At 39.5% G+C, this 17,226-nt stretch carries 15 protein-coding genes, 1 rRNA gene and 1 riboswitch; of the genes, 1 reads left to right on the forward strand and 15 read right to left on the reverse strand.

What is annotated here, in order from left to right; translation table 11 throughout:
- Positions 1–17 precede the first annotated feature (17 nt).
- Positions 18–2,216: a DNA helicase PcrA gene (pcrA, locus tag J7Q84_RS16480; protein WP_209096115.1), complete on the reverse strand. Its 2,199-nt coding sequence runs from the start codon at positions 2,214–2,216 to the stop codon at positions 18–20.
- Between the two features lie 17 nt (positions 2,217–2,233).
- Complete coding sequence (gene pcrB, locus J7Q84_RS16485) at positions 2,234–2,920, reverse strand: heptaprenylglyceryl phosphate synthase (RefSeq protein WP_209096116.1); 687 nt, start codon at positions 2,918–2,920, stop codon at positions 2,234–2,236.
- Positions 2,921–3,222: 302 nt separating this feature from the next.
- Here pcrB and J7Q84_RS16490 point away from each other — a divergent pair, with 302 nt between their 5' ends.
- Complete coding sequence (locus tag J7Q84_RS16490; protein WP_209096117.1) at positions 3,223–3,534, forward strand: YgaP family membrane protein; 312 nt, start codon at positions 3,223–3,225, stop codon at positions 3,532–3,534.
- 150 nt (positions 3,535–3,684) lie between these two features.
- Here the strand turns inward: J7Q84_RS16490 and purD are convergent, their stop codons facing one another.
- The 13 genes from purD to rrf form a co-directional block, all read right to left on the reverse strand.
- On the reverse strand, positions 3,685–4,953 hold the full coding sequence (gene purD / locus J7Q84_RS16495; RefSeq protein WP_209096118.1) for a phosphoribosylamine--glycine ligase: 1,269 nt from the start codon (positions 4,951–4,953) through the stop codon (positions 3,685–3,687).
- A 62-nt stretch (positions 4,954–5,015) separates the two neighbouring features.
- Complete coding sequence (gene purH, locus J7Q84_RS16500; RefSeq protein WP_209096119.1) at positions 5,016–6,551, reverse strand: bifunctional phosphoribosylaminoimidazolecarboxamide formyltransferase/IMP cyclohydrolase; 1,536 nt, start codon at positions 6,549–6,551, stop codon at positions 5,016–5,018.
- A complete protein-coding gene (gene purN, locus J7Q84_RS16505; RefSeq protein ID WP_209096120.1) occupies positions 6,551–7,129 on the reverse strand; it encodes a phosphoribosylglycinamide formyltransferase in 579 nt (192 codons plus the stop codon). The genes purH and purN overlap by 1 nt, the downstream gene beginning before the upstream one ends.
- Positions 7,126–8,166, reverse strand: coding sequence for a phosphoribosylformylglycinamidine cyclo-ligase (gene purM, locus J7Q84_RS16510; RefSeq protein WP_209096121.1), 1,041 nt, complete (start codon positions 8,164–8,166; stop codon positions 7,126–7,128). Before purM ends, purN begins: the two co-directional genes overlap by 4 nt.
- 127 nt (positions 8,167–8,293) lie before the next feature.
- A complete protein-coding gene (purF, locus tag J7Q84_RS16515; RefSeq protein WP_209096123.1) occupies positions 8,294–9,703 on the reverse strand; it encodes an amidophosphoribosyltransferase in 1,410 nt (469 codons plus the stop codon).
- Entirely contained in the window at positions 9,679–11,907 is a 2,229-nt protein-coding gene (purL, locus tag J7Q84_RS16520) for a phosphoribosylformylglycinamidine synthase subunit PurL (RefSeq protein WP_209096125.1), read from the reverse strand. Before purL ends, purF begins: the two co-directional genes overlap by 25 nt.
- Positions 11,891–12,574 carry a phosphoribosylformylglycinamidine synthase subunit PurQ gene (purQ, locus tag J7Q84_RS16525; protein ID WP_209096127.1) on the reverse strand — a complete coding sequence of 228 codons (684 nt, stop codon included), beginning with the start codon at positions 12,572–12,574 and terminating at the stop codon, positions 11,891–11,893. The genes purL and purQ overlap by 17 nt, the downstream gene beginning before the upstream one ends.
- Positions 12,571–12,825 carry a phosphoribosylformylglycinamidine synthase subunit PurS gene (gene purS, locus J7Q84_RS16530; RefSeq protein WP_209096128.1) on the reverse strand — a complete coding sequence of 85 codons (255 nt, stop codon included), beginning with the start codon at positions 12,823–12,825 and terminating at the stop codon, positions 12,571–12,573. The genes purQ and purS overlap by 4 nt, the downstream gene beginning before the upstream one ends.
- Complete coding sequence (gene purC, locus J7Q84_RS16535) at positions 12,813–13,535, reverse strand: phosphoribosylaminoimidazolesuccinocarboxamide synthase (RefSeq protein WP_209096131.1); 723 nt, start codon at positions 13,533–13,535, stop codon at positions 12,813–12,815. Before purC ends, purS begins: the two co-directional genes overlap by 13 nt.
- Positions 13,536–13,624: 89 nt before the next feature.
- On the reverse strand, positions 13,625–14,920 hold the full coding sequence (gene purB / locus J7Q84_RS16540; protein WP_209096133.1) for an adenylosuccinate lyase: 1,296 nt from the start codon (positions 14,918–14,920) through the stop codon (positions 13,625–13,627).
- The gene (gene purK, locus J7Q84_RS16545; protein ID WP_209096135.1) at positions 14,917–16,068 is read right to left on the reverse strand and encodes a 5-(carboxyamino)imidazole ribonucleotide synthase; all 1,152 of its coding nucleotides are present in this window, start codon (positions 16,066–16,068) and stop codon (positions 14,917–14,919) included. Before purK ends, purB begins: the two co-directional genes overlap by 4 nt.
- Positions 16,068–16,556 carry a 5-(carboxyamino)imidazole ribonucleotide mutase gene (gene purE / locus J7Q84_RS16550; protein WP_209096137.1) on the reverse strand — a complete coding sequence of 163 codons (489 nt, stop codon included), beginning with the start codon at positions 16,554–16,556 and terminating at the stop codon, positions 16,068–16,070. Before purE ends, purK begins: the two co-directional genes overlap by 1 nt.
- A 145-nt stretch (positions 16,557–16,701) precedes the next feature.
- Positions 16,702–16,803: riboswitch (purine riboswitch) on the reverse strand.
- Between the two features lie 297 nt (positions 16,804–17,100).
- Positions 17,101–17,216: ribosomal RNA gene (rrf, locus tag J7Q84_RS16555) — 5S ribosomal RNA — on the reverse strand.
- Between the last annotated feature and the right edge of the window lie 10 nt (positions 17,217–17,226).

Consider the following 17,226-nt stretch of genomic DNA (forward strand, 5'->3'; position numbering starts at 1 on the left):
TATCTCACCCCTTTTGCTCATACTTTTGTAATTGGAGCGAACTTCGCTAACAGTCGTTTAATGCCAATTGGACTAGGGAATGCAATATCAAGCTCCATTGCATCTCCCTCTCCTTTCACACTTACAACGGTACCTATTCCCCATACTTTATGAGTCGCTTTGTCACCAACCTTCCAACCCATTTGCTCGCCGCCTGTCGTTTTTTGAACAGAACGAAGCATAGAACCTCGGTTCATCGATGCAGTTGGCACGGCCTTCCGTATTGGTGGTTTCTGATGAAGAAGCTCTAATAAATGTTCTGGAATTTCTGCAAGAAAGCGGGATTCTGAATTGATATTTGTTCTGCCAAACAGTGTTCGCATTTGTGCATTTGTCAAATACAGCTCTTCTTCTGCTCTCGTAATACCTACATACGCCAGTCGACGCTCTTCCTCCATTTCAGTTTCATCAAACAAAGAACGGGTATGAGGAAAAATCCCTTCCTCTAATCCTAAAATGAAAACAACAGGAAACTCTAAGCCTTTTGCAGAGTGCATTGTCATTAATACAACTTCTGATTTCTCTTCTTCATCTTCATCCGCACGATTAATATCAGCGACTAAAGCAAGGTCCGTCAAGAAAGCGACTAAGCTTTTATCTTCACTTTGTGATTCAAAATTTTGTGTTACAGATAAAAATTCGTTAATGTTTTCTAAACGCGCTTCGGCTTCAATCGATCGTTCATTCTTCAACATATCGCGATAACCTGTTTTATCGAGCACTTCTTCTACAAGCTCAGTTACAGATAAGTATTCCTGCATGTTCACCCAGTTATTTAATTGATTATGGAATTTTACAATAGCAGCAGTAATCTTTCCGCTCAAACCTACAAAATCAATTTGCTCTAGCGTTTCTGTAAGCGCTAAATCATTTTGCGCACCATAGTTCCTAATTTTATCAATAGAAGATGCTCCTACCCCTCGCTTTGGCACATTTATAATGCGCGCAAAGCTAATCTCATCATCAGGATTGGCAATTAAACGCAGGTAGGCCAATATGTCTTTAATCTCTTTACGATCATAGAACTTTGTGCCTCCCACAATTTTGTATGGAATATTGGATTTTAAGAATATTTCCTCCACTACACGCGATTGGGCATTCGTACGGTATAAAACAGCTATGTCACTATAATCACGGCTGCTCTCCACTGTGAATTCCTTGATTTTTTTAGCAACAAAATAGGCCTCTTCTTGTTCTGTCCCTGCACGATAATATGAAATTTTTTGTCCTGGAGGATTATTTGTCCATAAGTTTTTTGGTTTTCGGTTTACATTGTTTTCGATAACTGCATTTGCAGCATCGAGAATACTTTGTGTGGATCGATAATTTTGCTCCAGCAGAATTACTTTTGCATTCGGGTAATCCTTTTCAAAGGAAAGGATATTTGCGATATCTGCACCGCGCCAACGGTAAATAGATTGGTCCGAATCACCTACTACACATAAATTCTTAAAACGCTCTGCCATCATTTTCACCAATAAATATTGAGCACGGTTCGTATCCTGATACTCGTCCACATGGATATATTGAAATTTACGCTGATAAAATTCCAACACCTCAGGGACACGTTTGAATAACTGAATTGTGGTCATAATGAGATCATCAAAATCAAGGGCATGGTTTTTCAACAGTCTTTTTTGATACTCTTGATAAACTTCGCTTACCATCCCTTCAAATGGATCACCAGGTTGTATTTTTTTTGTGAATTCTTCCGGCGTAACCAGTTCATTCTTTAAATTACTAATACTGCTGAGCAATGCACGAGGATCAAATTTCTTTGTATCAACGTTCCGCTCCTTTAAAATATTTTTAATGACTGTCAATTGATCACTATCATCTAAAATCGTAAAGTTACGATTAACACCTAGACGATCTATATCACGACGTAAAATACGTACACACATAGAATGAAATGTTGAAATCCAAATATCATTTGCTTCTGGACCCACTAATTTATCAATACGCTCTCTCATTTCTCTAGCCGCTTTATTTGTAAACGTAATTGCTAACACATTCCAAGGAGCTACATCTTTTTCAGAAAGCAAATAAGCAATACGGTGGGTTAATACGCGTGTCTTCCCACTCCCCGCTCCCGCCATCAATAATAGTGGACCATCCGTGGTCCTTACTGCCTCTTGTTGTGGTGGATTCAATCCAGATAATAGTGAAGTGCTCATTGTTTCACCGTCCTTTTTTACTTCTTTACTGCTTTTACAGTACGCAAAGCTTCTTTTATATCAGTATAAATAATATTTCCTACTACAACTGTATCAGCATGCTGAGCCATCTCTTCAGCCTGTGCAACGGTTTCAATACCGCCACCATAATACAGCTTCGTTTCCATTAATTGAGATTTTACTTTCTTCACAAGATCTGGATCTCCATATGTACCACTGTACTCCAAGTAAAAAATTGGTAAACGGAACAGTTTTTCCGCCATTTGCGCATAAGCAACTACGTCTTCGTCTGTCAGCGCGCAATTTGCTTCCGTCAAATTTGCCACTTTAGATTCTTCATTTAAAATACAGTAACCTTCAACAAAAATTTCTTCCCAATTCATAAGTTGACCAAATTCTTTGAATGCCTGATGATGCAACCCAATAATCCAGTCTGGATTTTTGCTATTTAAAACTGTTGGAATATAGTAGTAATCAAACCCGGGTGTCACAGAATCTATTGTTGATACTTCTAATACACAAGGCACAGTATAACGACGAATACGAGCCAGCATAAACAAAACATTATCAATTGTAATTCCGTCGCTGCCCCCAACAATCACCGCATCTGTACCAGATTCACAAATGAGTTCCAAATCTTTATCGCTAATATCCTTATTAGGATCGAGTTTAAATACATGCTTCCATTGAGTAATATCGTACACGACGCTATCCCCCTAATTTATTATGGCATTTAATCATTATAGCAAAAATCGGCAGAAAAACCGAGTACGACCAAATAGTCTGTTTTTAGCATTTTTGCTAAGCATATACTCATGTTTAAGCCTTTACAGATAGCCTCTTGGGATTATTCTTTACTATGGTACATAACTGCATTTTCCTTTTAAAGCTTACATCTTTAGCTTATCCTAAAGTTGGTTTGCATAGCGGGAATAAGCAGAGGAACAATAATTAATGAAATGGAAGATAAGTTCCATTTTAAAGTGCTTGGAAGGAGCTGTTTCGATTGAAGCAAAATATCGGAATTATTAATGCTCTTATACGCATTACGTTAGGACTGACCATAGTAGGCTTAGGAACTTCAAAGCTTGTACGTAAACCGTGGTGTTCTTCTGCAAAATTTGCAATATTTTTAGGGGCAATGAAAGTGGCAGAAGGAATACTAAGATTCTGTCCAATAACAGAGGCAATGAAGCTGGGGAAATATATGAACGCTGCTAAGAGTGTAACAAAAGGCATGGATTTCATAAATTTACCGGATATGAACAAAACAAAAAAGAAAGATACTACTATACAAGAAGCAATTAATGCTTCTTAAACATATACTGATTACGGGTTCTGGGTACGAAATCCATTGGGAATTCAGAAGAAGAATCTATAGACGAACAGAATGCTAAAGCAGTTTGTGTCAACTGCTGCTATATAAGCATGTGAGGCTGTCCTATTCACAGGACAGCCTCTTGTATTATTAGGATTTAACGTAGCTAATGGCTTTGTGACCAATATCGGTACGATAAAATAAACCAGCACTTTCAATATGGTGTAGCTCTTTGTAGACTTGTTCTTGCGCTGCTTGTAAATCACTGCTTTTACGAGCAACAAATAATACACGGCCTCCGTTAGTCACAAATTCACCATCTTTTACTGCTGTACCAGCATGGAATACAAGAGTATCTTGTTGCAGCTTTTCAAACCCGGTAATCTTATAGCCTTTTTCATAGCTTTCCGGATACCCTTTCGCAGCTAATACTACTCCTATTACAGCTTCTTCAGACCATTGTAGCTCTAATTCTTGCTTATCGAGAAGCTTAATCATCACATCTGCGAGATCATTTTCCAAGCGCGGCAATACAACCTCTGTTTCCGGATCGCCAAAGCGGGCATTGAACTCGATTACTTTTGGACCTTGCTTAGTCAATATAAGACCCGCATATAAAATACCCGTAAACGCACGATTTTCTTGCACCATTGCGTTTGCGACAGGATGTAAAATAGTGTTAATCGCTTGCTCTACTGCTTCCTCAGGGATTTGAGGAACTGGAGAATACGCACCCATTCCACCTGTATTTGGACCTTCATCATTATTGAATGCTCTTTTATGATCTTGCGCAATGACCATCGGATATACATTTGTTTCACTCACAAATGCCATTAAGGAAAACTCTTGACCTTCTAAAAACTCTTCAATTACAACTTTCTTACTTGCTTCCCCAAACTTTTCATCCATCATCATTTCTTTGACAGCTATTAGCGCTTCTTCTAATGTCATTGCCACTGTAACACCTTTACCTGCAGCTAAACCGTCCGCTTTAATTACTATAGGAGCACCGATTGTTTCAATATACGCTGCCGCTTCTTCGTAATCCGTGAACGTTTCATAATCAGCTGTCGGTATATTATATTTTCTCATCAGTTCTTTTGTAAAAGCCTTGCTTCCTTCAATTACTGCTGCTTCTTTACGCGGACCAAATACACGAAGTCCTTCTTCCTCAAAGCGGTTTACAATTCCATTGATAAGCGGTACTTCCGGTCCAACTACTGTTAACTCCACTTTGTTATCTTTTGCAAATGACAGTAATCCATCAAAATCATTTTCGTCTATATGAACAAGAGTGGCAACATCCTTCATTCCTTCATTACCTGGAGCAACAAATACGTTTTCTACCTTCTCCGATTGTTTCAACTTCCAAGCTAATGCATGTTCGCGCCCGCCGCGCCCAATGACTAATACGTTCATGATTTTGCCCCTTCCTGAAAAAGAATAGAAGCCGGAGCCTGTAAAAGGCTCCAGCATAGAAATTAATGTTTAAAGTGACGTACTCCTGTAAAGACCATTGTGATACCATACTCATCTGCTTTTTTGATAGAGTCTTCATCACGAATGGAGCCGCCAGGTTGAATAATAGCTGTTACACCTGCTTTTGCCGCAGCTTCTACTGTATCATCCATTGGGAAAAACGCATCTGAAGCAAGTGCTGAACCTTGTGCTTTTTCACCAGCCTGATTGATAGCAATCATTGCAGCGCCGACACGATTCATTTGTCCTGCTCCGATTCCAATTGTCATATTATTCTTTGCTAATACAATAGCATTGGATTTCACGTGCTTAACCACTTTCCATGCAAGCTTTAAGTCTTCCCACTCTTGTTCATTAGGCTCGCGTTTCGTTGGAATCGCAATGGTTGCATCCTCTAAAGATAATACGTCTTCTTCTTGCATTAATAAGCCGCCTTGTACAGAAGTAAGGCACTTACTCGCTACTGGGCTCTTTTCAACGTCTACTGTTAATAATCGTAAATTTTTCTTACTCTGTAATACTTCTAATGCTTCTTCAGTGAATGAAGGAGCAATAATAATTTCTAAGAAAATTTCATGCATTTTTTCTGCTGTTGCACGATCAATTTCACGATTAGCAGCCACAATGCCGCCGAAGATAGAAACTGGATCAGCTTCATAGGCACGTTGGTACGCCTCATGAATATCTAGGCCAACACCAACACCGCACGGATTCATATGCTTTACTGCTACAACTGCAGGCTCACTGAATTCCTTAACAATGCTTAAGGCAGCATCTGCATCATTGATGTTATTATAAGAAAGCTCTTTCCCATGTAATTGGGTAGCAAATGCAATTGAAGATGTTGTTGCTAACGGCTGTTTATAGAACGCTGCTTTTTGATGCGGGTTTTCCCCATAACGTAAATCTTGTTTTTTCTCAAAAGTAACTGTGTATGACTCTGGACTTTCTTCACCTGCTTGCTTTGTTAAATATTCCGCAATTAAAGCATCGTATGCTGCTGTATGACGGAATACTTTTGCTGCAAGCTTACGATTTACATCAACAGACACCTTGCCGTTCTCTTTAAGCTCTGCTAGAACTGTACTATAATCAGTCGGGTCCACTACTACAGTTACAAATTCATGATTTTTTGCCGCTGAACGAATCATTGTAGGTCCGCCGATATCGATATTTTCAATCGCATCTTCAAACGTTACGCCTTCTTTTGCAATCGTTTCTTTGAACGGATATAAGTTAACAACAACAAAGTCAATTGGCTGAATACCTAGCTCATTGATTTGCTCCATATGCTTTTCGTTGTTTCGAACTGCTAATAATCCACCATGAATGCTCGGGTGCAATGTTTTTACGCGGCCATCCATAATCTCTGGAAAGCCTGTTACTTCTGAAATTCCAATAACATCCAAACCGCTTTCTTGTAATAATTTCTTTGTTCCGCCTGTTGAAATGACTTCTACACCTTGCTCAAGCAAGCCTTTTACAAAAGAAACGATTCCTTCTTTATTGGACACACTTACTAATGCACGTTTTTTCATTACACTCTCGCTCCTGTTTGCAATAATTTTCCGATAGTATGAACATACAAGGAATGCTCTACCTCATGAATTTTCTTCTGCAACGTTTCAAGGGTCTCCCCTTCTGTAATTGCTACTGCCTGCTGGGCAATGATAGGACCTGTGTCCATTCCTTCGTCCACATAATGAACCGTTACGCCCGTTATTTTTACTCCTGCTTGCAATGCTTGTCCCATCGCGTCTTTACCAGGAAAACTTGGCAACAAAGATGGATGGATGTTGACGATGCGGCCACCATAAGCACTTAATAACGTCCCGCCAATCAAACGCATATATCCCGCTAAAATAATCCAGTCTGCTTTTGCCTCTTGCAAATGTGCTAAAACATCAGATTCGAACGCTTCTTTTGATGAATATGCTTTAGGATGGAATGCAAAAACCGGGATACCGTGCTTCTTAGCACGTTCGATTGCTTTTGCTTCAGGTCTATCGCACACAAGCAAGCAAATTTCCGCTTCTAATCTCCCTGTCTCCCATGCATCGATAATAGCTTGAAAGTTTGAACCATTCCCTGATGCAAACACCGCTAAACGATTCATTTCATTGCTCCTCCGCCAAAGCTTACTCCTTCACCGTCTACCGTACGACCGATGATATAAGCCTTCTCTCCCTGTTGCTCTAATAATTCAATTACATCCACTAAATCCTTCTGATTGACTGCCAAGACCATGCCGATTCCCATATTAAAAATATTGAACATCTCTTGACGATCCAGCTTACCAACCTCTTCTAACAAATCAAAAATCGGTTGAATCGGCCAAGAACCGTAATCAATCTCAGCACCAATGCCTTCTGGAAGCATTCGTGGGATATTTTCAATAAAGCCTCCGCCTGTAATATGAGCCATACCCTTCACGTCAAATTTCTTCAACACTTCTAAAATTGACTTAACGTAAATTTTTGTTGGGCGCAGCAACTCTTCTCCAAGTGTATGTCCGATCTCTCCATATGTTTCATTTAAAGAAAGCTTACCGTCTTCAAGCAATGCCTTACGGACAAGAGAATATCCATTGCTGTGGATGCCGTTGGAAGATAATCCAATTAGTACATCTCCAGCTTGGATTGTTTGACCTGTAATCATTTTTTTCTTATCTACAATACCTACAGTAAAACCGGCAAGGTCATACTCTTCTTCACTGTACATGCCCGGCATTTCCGCTGTTTCTCCTCCGACTAAAGCACATCCAGCTTGTTGACAGCCTTCTGCAATTCCCTTGACAATGCTTTCAATCTTTTCAGGATGTGCTTTCCCGCATGCAATATAGTCTAGAAAAAACAAAGGCTCTGCCCCTTGTACTACAATGTCATTTACACACATCGCAACCGCATCTATACCGATTGTGTCATGTTTGTCGGCCATAAACGCTAGCATAAGCTTCGTTCCAACCCCATCTGTGCCTGATACTAGCACTGGTTCCTCTAATTTAAACTTAGAAAGATCGAACATGCCGCCAAAACCACCGAGTCCGCCAAGCACCTCCGGACGTATAGTTTTTTGCACATGCTTTTTCATACGAGAAACCGCTTCGTATCCCGCTTCAATGTCTACCCCAGCTTGTCTGTAAGCATTCGCCATCGTTTGCAAACCCCTTTCGAGAGAGTGTAATGAAACCTCTATTAACAGAAATTTTTATTCGTGCCAGCAGTTTCTTAAAACATGATAAAATAATGCGGCTTCTACTAAAGTAGAAGCCATTATGAAACTAACATTTGTTATGAACAAGTTCTTCTTCATAAGTTGGTGTCGGATAGCAGCCGTTGAAGCATGCCATACATTGTCCCCTAAACTCATTTGTATGGTTTCTTCCAATTGCTTCAAGTAATCCTTCTTGACTTAAGAACGATAATGAATCCGCACCAATTTCTTCACAAATCTGCTCAACACTGTGAGACGATGCAATAAGCTCTTCACGTGTAGAAGTATCAATACCGTAATAGCATGGATTAATGATTGGTGGCGCAGCAATACGAACATGCACCTCAACTGCTCCTGCATCCCGAAGCATTTGCACAATTCGACGGCTTGTCGTACCTCGTACAATTGAATCATCAATCATAACTACGCGTTTCCCTTCTACGATTCCCCGAACTGCAGAAAGTTTCATTTTCACACCGCGTTCACGAAGTTCTTGAGAAGGCTGAATAAACGTACGTCCTACATAACGATTTTTAATTAACCCTAGTTCATATGGAATCCCCGTTGCTTCAGCAAAACCAATGGCAGCTGAGATACTAGAATCAGGTACACCTGTAACCACATCAGCCTCAATCGGAGCTTCCTTCGCCAGCATTTTCCCCATATTTTTACGAGCTGCATGAACGTTAATACCAGCTATATTGCTGTCCGGACGAGAAAAGTAAATGTACTCCATACTGCAAATAGCATGCTGTGTATTAGATGTAAATGTTTGAGAATTAATACCCTGATCAGAAATAACTAATAGCTCTCCTGGTTCCACATCACGAATGTACTCTGCGCCTACTATATCGAACGCACAAGTTTCTGATGCAACAACATAAGCATCTCCAAGTTTTCCTAATGCCAATGGACGGAATCCATTAGGATCAAGAGCCACAAGCATCTCTGTTTCTGTCATCATCAAGAATGCATAGGCACCTTGAATTTTATTTAAAGCAACTTTAGCTCGCTCTAGTAACGGAAATTCGCTATTTCGTTTTAAAAGATGAGCTAAGACCTCTGTGTCTGATGTCGTTTGAAAAATACTGCCTTGCATTTCTAACTCATATTTTAAAAGGTGGGCATTTACAAGATTTCCGTTATGTGCTAAAGCAAGTCCTCCTGTTTGAGAACGGAAGAGAAGCGGCTGTACGTTCTCGTAACCGCCTCCTCCTGCCGTCGCATAACGAACATGACCGATAGCTGCTTTTCCCTTTAATTTCTCAAGCTGCCCTTCTGAAAACACTTCTGTAATTAAGCCTAACCCCTTATGACCAACAAGCTGTTCACCATCATTTACAACAATGCCCGCACCTTCTTGACCGCGATGCTGCAAGCTGTGTAATGCGTAGTACGTGATTTGAGCTGCATTTTCATGCCCCCAAACTCCAAAAACACCGCACTCTTCGTTTAAGCCTTTGATTTCAGCAAGCATGGGATTGCCCCTTTCCAAGCTGTTCTCATTTCATCTACAGATGCACTTACAAGCTCTGCTCCGCTCTCATGTTGTATAACAAGCATATTTGTTCCCGTCACTTCTCCTACGAGATACGCTTCTACTGCTTGTTCAAACGCTTCTTTATTTTCACGTTTTACAGAAACAATAAAGCGAGATTGCGTTTCAGAGAATAGAGAAGCAACTTCTTCCCCTGCTACTTTCACGTCTGCTCCAAGACCAGTTGCGCCCATTAAGCACTCTGCAGCTGCTACAGCAAATCCACCTTCAGAAATGTCATGAGCAGATTGTACAAGACCGGATTGAATCGCAGCTAACAATTGTTTTTGACGCTGAGCTTCCACATCTAAGTCAATAGCTGGTGCTTTACCGAAAATTCTGCCGTATTGCATCTTTTGCAATTCGCTTCCGCCAAATTCTGCGTGTGTTTCTCCGATTACATAAACAAGGTCGCCTTCTTGCTTAAACGCTTGTGTTGTAATATGGTTTGTATCATGAACTAGTCCAACCATACCTACTGTCGGAGTCGGATAAACCGCATCTCCGCTTCTTTCATTGTATAAAGATACGTTACCGCCGATAACTGGAGCATTTAATACGCGACAAGCTTCACTCATACCATCTACGGATTTTTCAATTTGCCAGAAGATTTCAGGCTTTTCTGGGTTACCATAATTTAAGCAGTCTGTAATAGCTAAAGGTTCTGCACCTGAACATACGATGTTACGTGCTGCTTCAGCTACTGCAATTTTACCGCCTGTTTCTGGATCTAAATAAATGTAGCGAGAGTTACAATCTGTTGTCATTGCTAATGCTTTATTAGTATCGCGTACACGAACGACTGCTGCATCAGATCCTGGTGCAACAACTGTGTTAGTACGAACTTGGTAATCGTATTGATCATATACCCACTCTTTGCTCGCAATTGTAGGCTGCTCTAAAAGATTGATTAATGTTTCTTTGTAATCTTCTACTTTTGGTGTTTCAACTGTCATATTTTGAAATTTGTTAAAATATGCAGGTTCTTGAGACGGTTTATGGTATACAGGTGCTTCCTCTGCTAATGCATCAGCTGGAACTTCTGCAACCATTTCACCTTTATGGAATAAACGAAGCATCTTATCTTCTGTTACTTTTCCGATTGCTACTGCTGCTAAGTCATATTTTTCAAACAAGTCAATAACTTCTTGTTCACGTCCCACTTTCACAACAATCAACATACGCTCTTGAGATTCAGATAACATCATCTCATACGCTGTCATACCTGTTTCACGCTGAGGCACATCGTCTAAATACATTTCAATACCCATGCCAGCTTTGCTCGCCATTTCAGCAGAAGAAGATGTAAGTCCAGCAGCACCCATATCTTGAATTCCGACTAACGCATCGGATTTAATAAGCTCTAAGCATGCTTCTAAAAGCAGCTTCTCCATGAACGGATCTCCTACTTGGACAGCAGGACGTTTTGCTTCTGAGTCCTCAGAAAGCTCTTCTGAAGCAAATGTCGCACCGTGAATACCATCACGTCCTGTAGATGCTCCTACGTACATTACTGTATTTCCTGCTCCATGTGCTTGTCCTTTTTTAATATCTTCATGATTAATTAAACCGACACACATAGCGTTTACAAGAGGATTTCCTTCATAGCAAGGATCAAATTGGACTTCGCCCCCTACTGTCGGGATGCCGATGCAGTTTCCATATCCTGCAATTCCTGCAACAACTTCTTCAAACAAGTATTTTACTCGAGGTGATTGTAATTCACCAAAGCGTAGAGAGTTTAATAGAGCAATAGGACGTGCTCCCATGGAAAATACATCACGAATGATTCCGCCTACCCCTGTTGCTGCTCCTTGATACGGCTCGATAGCAGATGGATGGTTATGACTCTCAATTTTAAATACAACAGCCTGATTATCTCCAATATCAACAATTCCCGCACCTTCACCTGGTCCTTGTAATACACGTTCGCCCTTTGTAGGGAATTTTCGTAATACAGGTTTAGAGTTTTTATAGCTGCAGTGTTCTGACCACATGACAGAGAAAAGTCCAAGCTCTGTATAGTTTGGAAGTCGTCCAAGAATATTTTTTACCATTCCAAACTCTTCATCTGTTAAGCCCATTTCTGCATAAATTCTTTGTTCTTCAATTTGTTGTGTATTTGGCTCAAGCAGTAACGACATGTGTTTCCCTCCAATGTTTCAAAATTGATTGAAATAGCTTCAGTCCATCCGCGCCGCCTAAAAGCTCATCTGCTGCACGCTCAGGATGCGGCATCATTCCTAACACATTTCCGCGCTCGTTAGTGATACCTGCAATATCTTCCAAGCTTCCATTTGGATTGCTAACATAACGGAAAGCAATTTGATTGTTCTCTATCAGTTTTTGTAGTGTCTCTTCATCACAGTAATAGTTTCCTTCTCCATGTGCGATTGGGATTTGAATAATCTCACCTTGTTCATATTGGGAAGTAAACATTGTTCCGTTATTTTCAACTCTTAACTCCACTGTACGGCACATAAATTTAATATTTTTGTTGCGCATTAATGCCCCTGGCAAAAGACCTGCTTCAACTAAAATTTGAAATCCGTTACATACTCCCAGTACAGGCTTTCCTGCTTCAGCCGCTTTTTTCACTGCATTCATCACGTTAGAGAAACGAGAGATTGCTCCGCAGCGAAGATAGTCACCGTAAGAAAATCCTCCTGGCAGTAAAATACCGTCATATTCATCTAAATTATCAGCATCATGCCACACATATTCTACCTCTTCACCAAGCCCGTCTTTAATGGCATGGTACATATCTACATCACAATTAGAACCTGGAAATACGATTACGGCAAATTTCACTGTGTGACAACCTCCTCAACTTCGTAGCGATAGTCTTCAATTACAACATTTGCAAGAAGCTTTTCACACATTTCTTTTACCATTTCATCAATATTTTGATCACATTTTTCAATTGTCAATTCCATATATTTTCCGATACGAACATCTTGTACTTGATTGAATGAAAGACTGTGTAACGAGCCCTTCACTGCACTTCCTTGCGGATCTAAAACGCTCTCTCTTAATGTTACAAACACTTTTACTTTGTACATGCTAATCCCCCTAAACGTTTTAAAATAATCTCATAAGCATCTGTCAAACTTCCTAAATCGCGTCGGAATACATCCTTATCAAACTTTTCATTGCTTTCTTTATCCCAAAGACGGCATGTATCTGGTGATATCTCATCTGCTAAGATAAGTTCTCCATCGTTTGTTATACCAAATTCAAGTTTAAAATCTATTAATCTTACATTACAGTTCGCAAAATGTTCTGAAAGTACTTCGTTCACTTTCAGTCCCAATTGACGCAACTGTACTAGCTGTTCTGGTTTTGCAATGTTTAAAATAGCAATATGGTCCTCTGTTACAAGCGGATCCCCTAAATCATCGTCTTTATAATAAAATTCTACAATTGGATTCGGTAAAGTTGTACCCTCTTCCATTCCTAATCGCTTTGCAAGGCTCCCTGCCGCTACATTACGAACTACTACTTCTAAAGGAATAATGGAGACTTTTTTGACTAATTGCTCAGTTGCTGAAAGTTGTGCAACAAAATGATTCTTAATTCCTGCTTCATCTAGCTTCTTAAATAACAAACTTGTAATTTCGTTATTCAAGCGCCCTTTTCCTGAAATTTCATCTTTCTTTTCTCCATTAAATGCTGTTGCACTGTCCTTGTATGCTACCCATACAATTTCTTCATCATTTGTTTTGTAGATTCTTTTTGCTTTTCCTTCATAAAGTAATTCCAGCTTCTCCATCTCTGTAAGCCCCCTTGAATACAGAATAATAAGAATCATCTTATTAATAAAAATGGCACAGAAGATAAAATCTGTGCCATATACAATTATCAGTTCAAGCCAAGACGTTCAAAAATTGTATCTACATGTTGCAGATGGTATTCGTAGTTAAAGCACTCATCGATATCTGCTTGCGTAAGCTTGCTTGTAATGCGCTCATCCGCTTCAACCAACTGCTTAAATGGTACTTGTGTTTCCCAAGCTTCCATTGCTTTTGGCTGTACAATGTCATACGCTTCCTCACGAACCATACCCTTATCAATTAACGTCAGCATCACACGCTGAGAGTAAATTAATCCGTATGTTCTTTCCATATTGCGCTTCATATTTTCCGGGAACACCGTTAAATTTTTCACAATGTTACCAAAACGGTTCAGCATATAATTTAAAGCGATTGTTGCATCTGGCAAAATAATGCGCTCTGCGGAAGAGTGAGAGATATCGCGTTCATGCCATAACGGAACATTTTCGTAAGCTGTAACCATATGCCCGCGAATCACACGTGCTAAGCCTGTCATATTTTCAGAACCGATTGGATTACGTTTATGCGGCATTGCTGAAGATCCTTTTTGCCCCTTCGCAAAAAACTCTTCTACTTCACGCGTTTCACTTTTTTGTAATCCGCGAATTTCCACTGCCATCTTTTCGATAGATGAAGCAATCAATGCCAATGTTGACATATAGTGTGCGTGACGATCCCTCTGCAAGGTTTGAGTTGAGATTGATGCTGCTTCTAATCCAAGCTTTTCACATACATACTTTTCAACAAATGGATCGATATTAGCATATGTTCCTACTGCGCCTGAAATTTTTCCAGCACGTACACTTTCTGTAGCGTCTTCAAAACGCTTCAGGTTACGCTTCATTTCTTCGTACCAAAGAGCAAGCTTTAATCCAAAAGTTGTCGGCTCTGCATGCACCCCATGTGTACGTCCCATCATAACTGTATACTTATGCTCTTGAGCTTTATTCTTTAAAATTGTAATAAAGTTTTTAATGTCTTTTAATAAAATATCATTTGCTTGCTTTAACAAATAAGATAAAGCTGTATCTACAACATCTGTAGAAGTTAAACCGTAGTGCACCCATTTACGCTCTTCACCAAGTGTTTCTGAAACAGCACGTGTAAACGCTACTACATCGTGACGCGTTTCTTCTTCAATTTCATAAATACGGTTAATATCAAAAGATGCATTTTCACGAAGCTTTTTCACGTCTTCTTTTGGGATATCTCCAAGCTCTGCCCAAGCTTCACATGCTAAAATCTCTACTTCTAGCCAAGCTTGGAATTTATTTTCTTCTGTCCAAATAGCACCCATTTCAGGGCGAGTATATCTATTGATCATCGTTTTCCCTCCACAAGTTGTTGTTCGTCCATCCAAATTTGAAGTGTTTCAGCTTTTTGTAAAGCTTGTTCCGTAGTTTCAGACAAAATATTCAAGTGCCCCATTTTTCTTTTATGTTTTGCTTCTTTTTTCCCATACAAATGCAATTTACTATCAGAAAAATGCGAAATGCTTTGTAAAACTCCTTCTATATGTTGTCCAAGGATGTTTACCATTACAACCGGCGTACGTAATGTACTTTCTCCAAGTGGCCAATTACAAATTGCACGAATATGTTGTTGAAATTGCGATGTTTCACATGAATCCATTGTATAATGACCAGAATTATGCGGTCTTGGTGCAAGTTCATTAATATAAATCTCTCCATCTTTAGTCACAAACATTTCAACTGCGAGTGTTCCAACTAATTCGAGTTCATTTGCAAGACTTACAGCGTATTGCACAGCTTTTTGTTCTGTTTCTTTATTAAGACGAGCCGGAACAATAGACTGATGAAGAATATTTTCTACGTGTATGTTTTCAGAAACAGGGAATGTCTTAGTTTCTCCCGCCACACTTCTTACTACTATGACAGATACCTCTTTTTCAAAAGGAATCCAATCTTCTAAAATACACTCATGCGCTTCAATTAACTTAAGAGCCGCAGAGATATCAGCTTCACTCTTAATAACTACTTGTCCTTTTCCATCGTATCCACCTGTTGTCGTTTTCAACACACACGGATAGGAAAATTTTTCAATCCCAAACATTAAATCATCATGACTCTCGATAAGTAAGTAAGGTGCTACTTTAATTCCTGCTTGAGATATAGCATTCTTTTCTGTAAAACGATTTTGCGTAATGTTCAGTAACCTGCTTCCCTGAGGCAAATAGGCATTCTCCTCGAGCCATTGCAGGCATTTATAGTCAATATTCTCAAATTCATATGTGACAACATCACTTACTTCGGCAAGCTTGCGAATGGCTTCTAAATCATTGTATGGAGCCACAAATTCAAAATCAGCTACTTGTGCGCATGGTGAGTTTGGCGTCGGATCAAGCACTGCAATAGAATACCCCATCTCTTTTGCAGCAATTGCCATCATCCGTCCTAACTGACCACCGCCAATTATCCCGATAGTTTTTCCTGGTAAGATTGTTTTTGCCATTAGTTTAGCTCACTGCCTTCCAGTACTGTTTTTTTTGTTTCTTCTCGCCGCTTTTCTAGTGCAGCAGCCACATTTGCATCAAATGCCCCTAACACTTCAGCCGCTAATAAAGCAGCATTTGTTGCTCCAGCTTTTCCAATCGCTACAGTAGCTACTGGAACTCCACCCGGCATTTGTACAATCGATAGAAGAGAATCTAAGCCATTGAGAGCTTTGGATTGTACCGGAACACCAATTACCGGTAATGTCGTTTTTGCTGCTACCATTCCAGGTAAATGAGCCGCTCCTCCTGCACCTGCAATAATAACTTTAATTCCTCTTTCTCTGGCAGTTTCAGCATACTCAAACATATAATCTGGTGTACGGTGAGCCGATACTACCTTTTTCTCATAGGAAATTCCTAGCTCTTCAAGAACATCACAGGCATGCTTCATAGTTTCCCAATCAGACGTACTTCCCATAATTACTCCGATTACTGGATTTTTCATAGAAGGAACCTCCATTATGCTTATTGTATTTAAAAACCATAAAATTATATCAATATATAAATAAAATCCTAATCTATAAAACTAAAAATACCTGAATAGAATGCTTTCCTATAGGAGAAAGTACTCTACTCAGGTATCTTTGGAAAACCGAGTCACTTTCCCTCATAGTCCAATAATTTAAGGTTATCGGGTAGAAACTTCTGGGCCATATTCCCATGATTATACGAGGTTGTGCTTTTATTATTATCTCTATAACTATATTACCAATTTTCTAAAAGAGGTGTCAACAAATATCGAATATTTATTACATAACTTTGTTTATCGTTCGTATTTTACATAATTATACAGCGCTTACAACATATAAAATTCTGAATTTTTAAATAAAAAATGATTAATACAAATATATTTAATTATTAACAGTTCCCCTTATATATTTAAATAACAATATTTATTTTTCAATAAAAACAGTTACTACTATAACAAAAAAATATATTTTATTAAAATCAAGCACAAAAAAACCAGTCAATTTGACTGGTTTTTTTGTGCCTAGCGACGTCCTACTCTCACAGGGACAAGGTCCCAACTACCATCGGCGCTGAAGAGCTTAACTTCCGTGTTCGGAATGGGAACGGGTGTGACCTCTTCGCCATCATCACTAGACCTATTAGAG

This window comes from Bacillus sp. 165 (assembly GCF_017742235.1).
Lineage (GTDB): Bacteria > Bacillota > Bacilli > Bacillales > Bacillaceae_G > JAGHKQ01.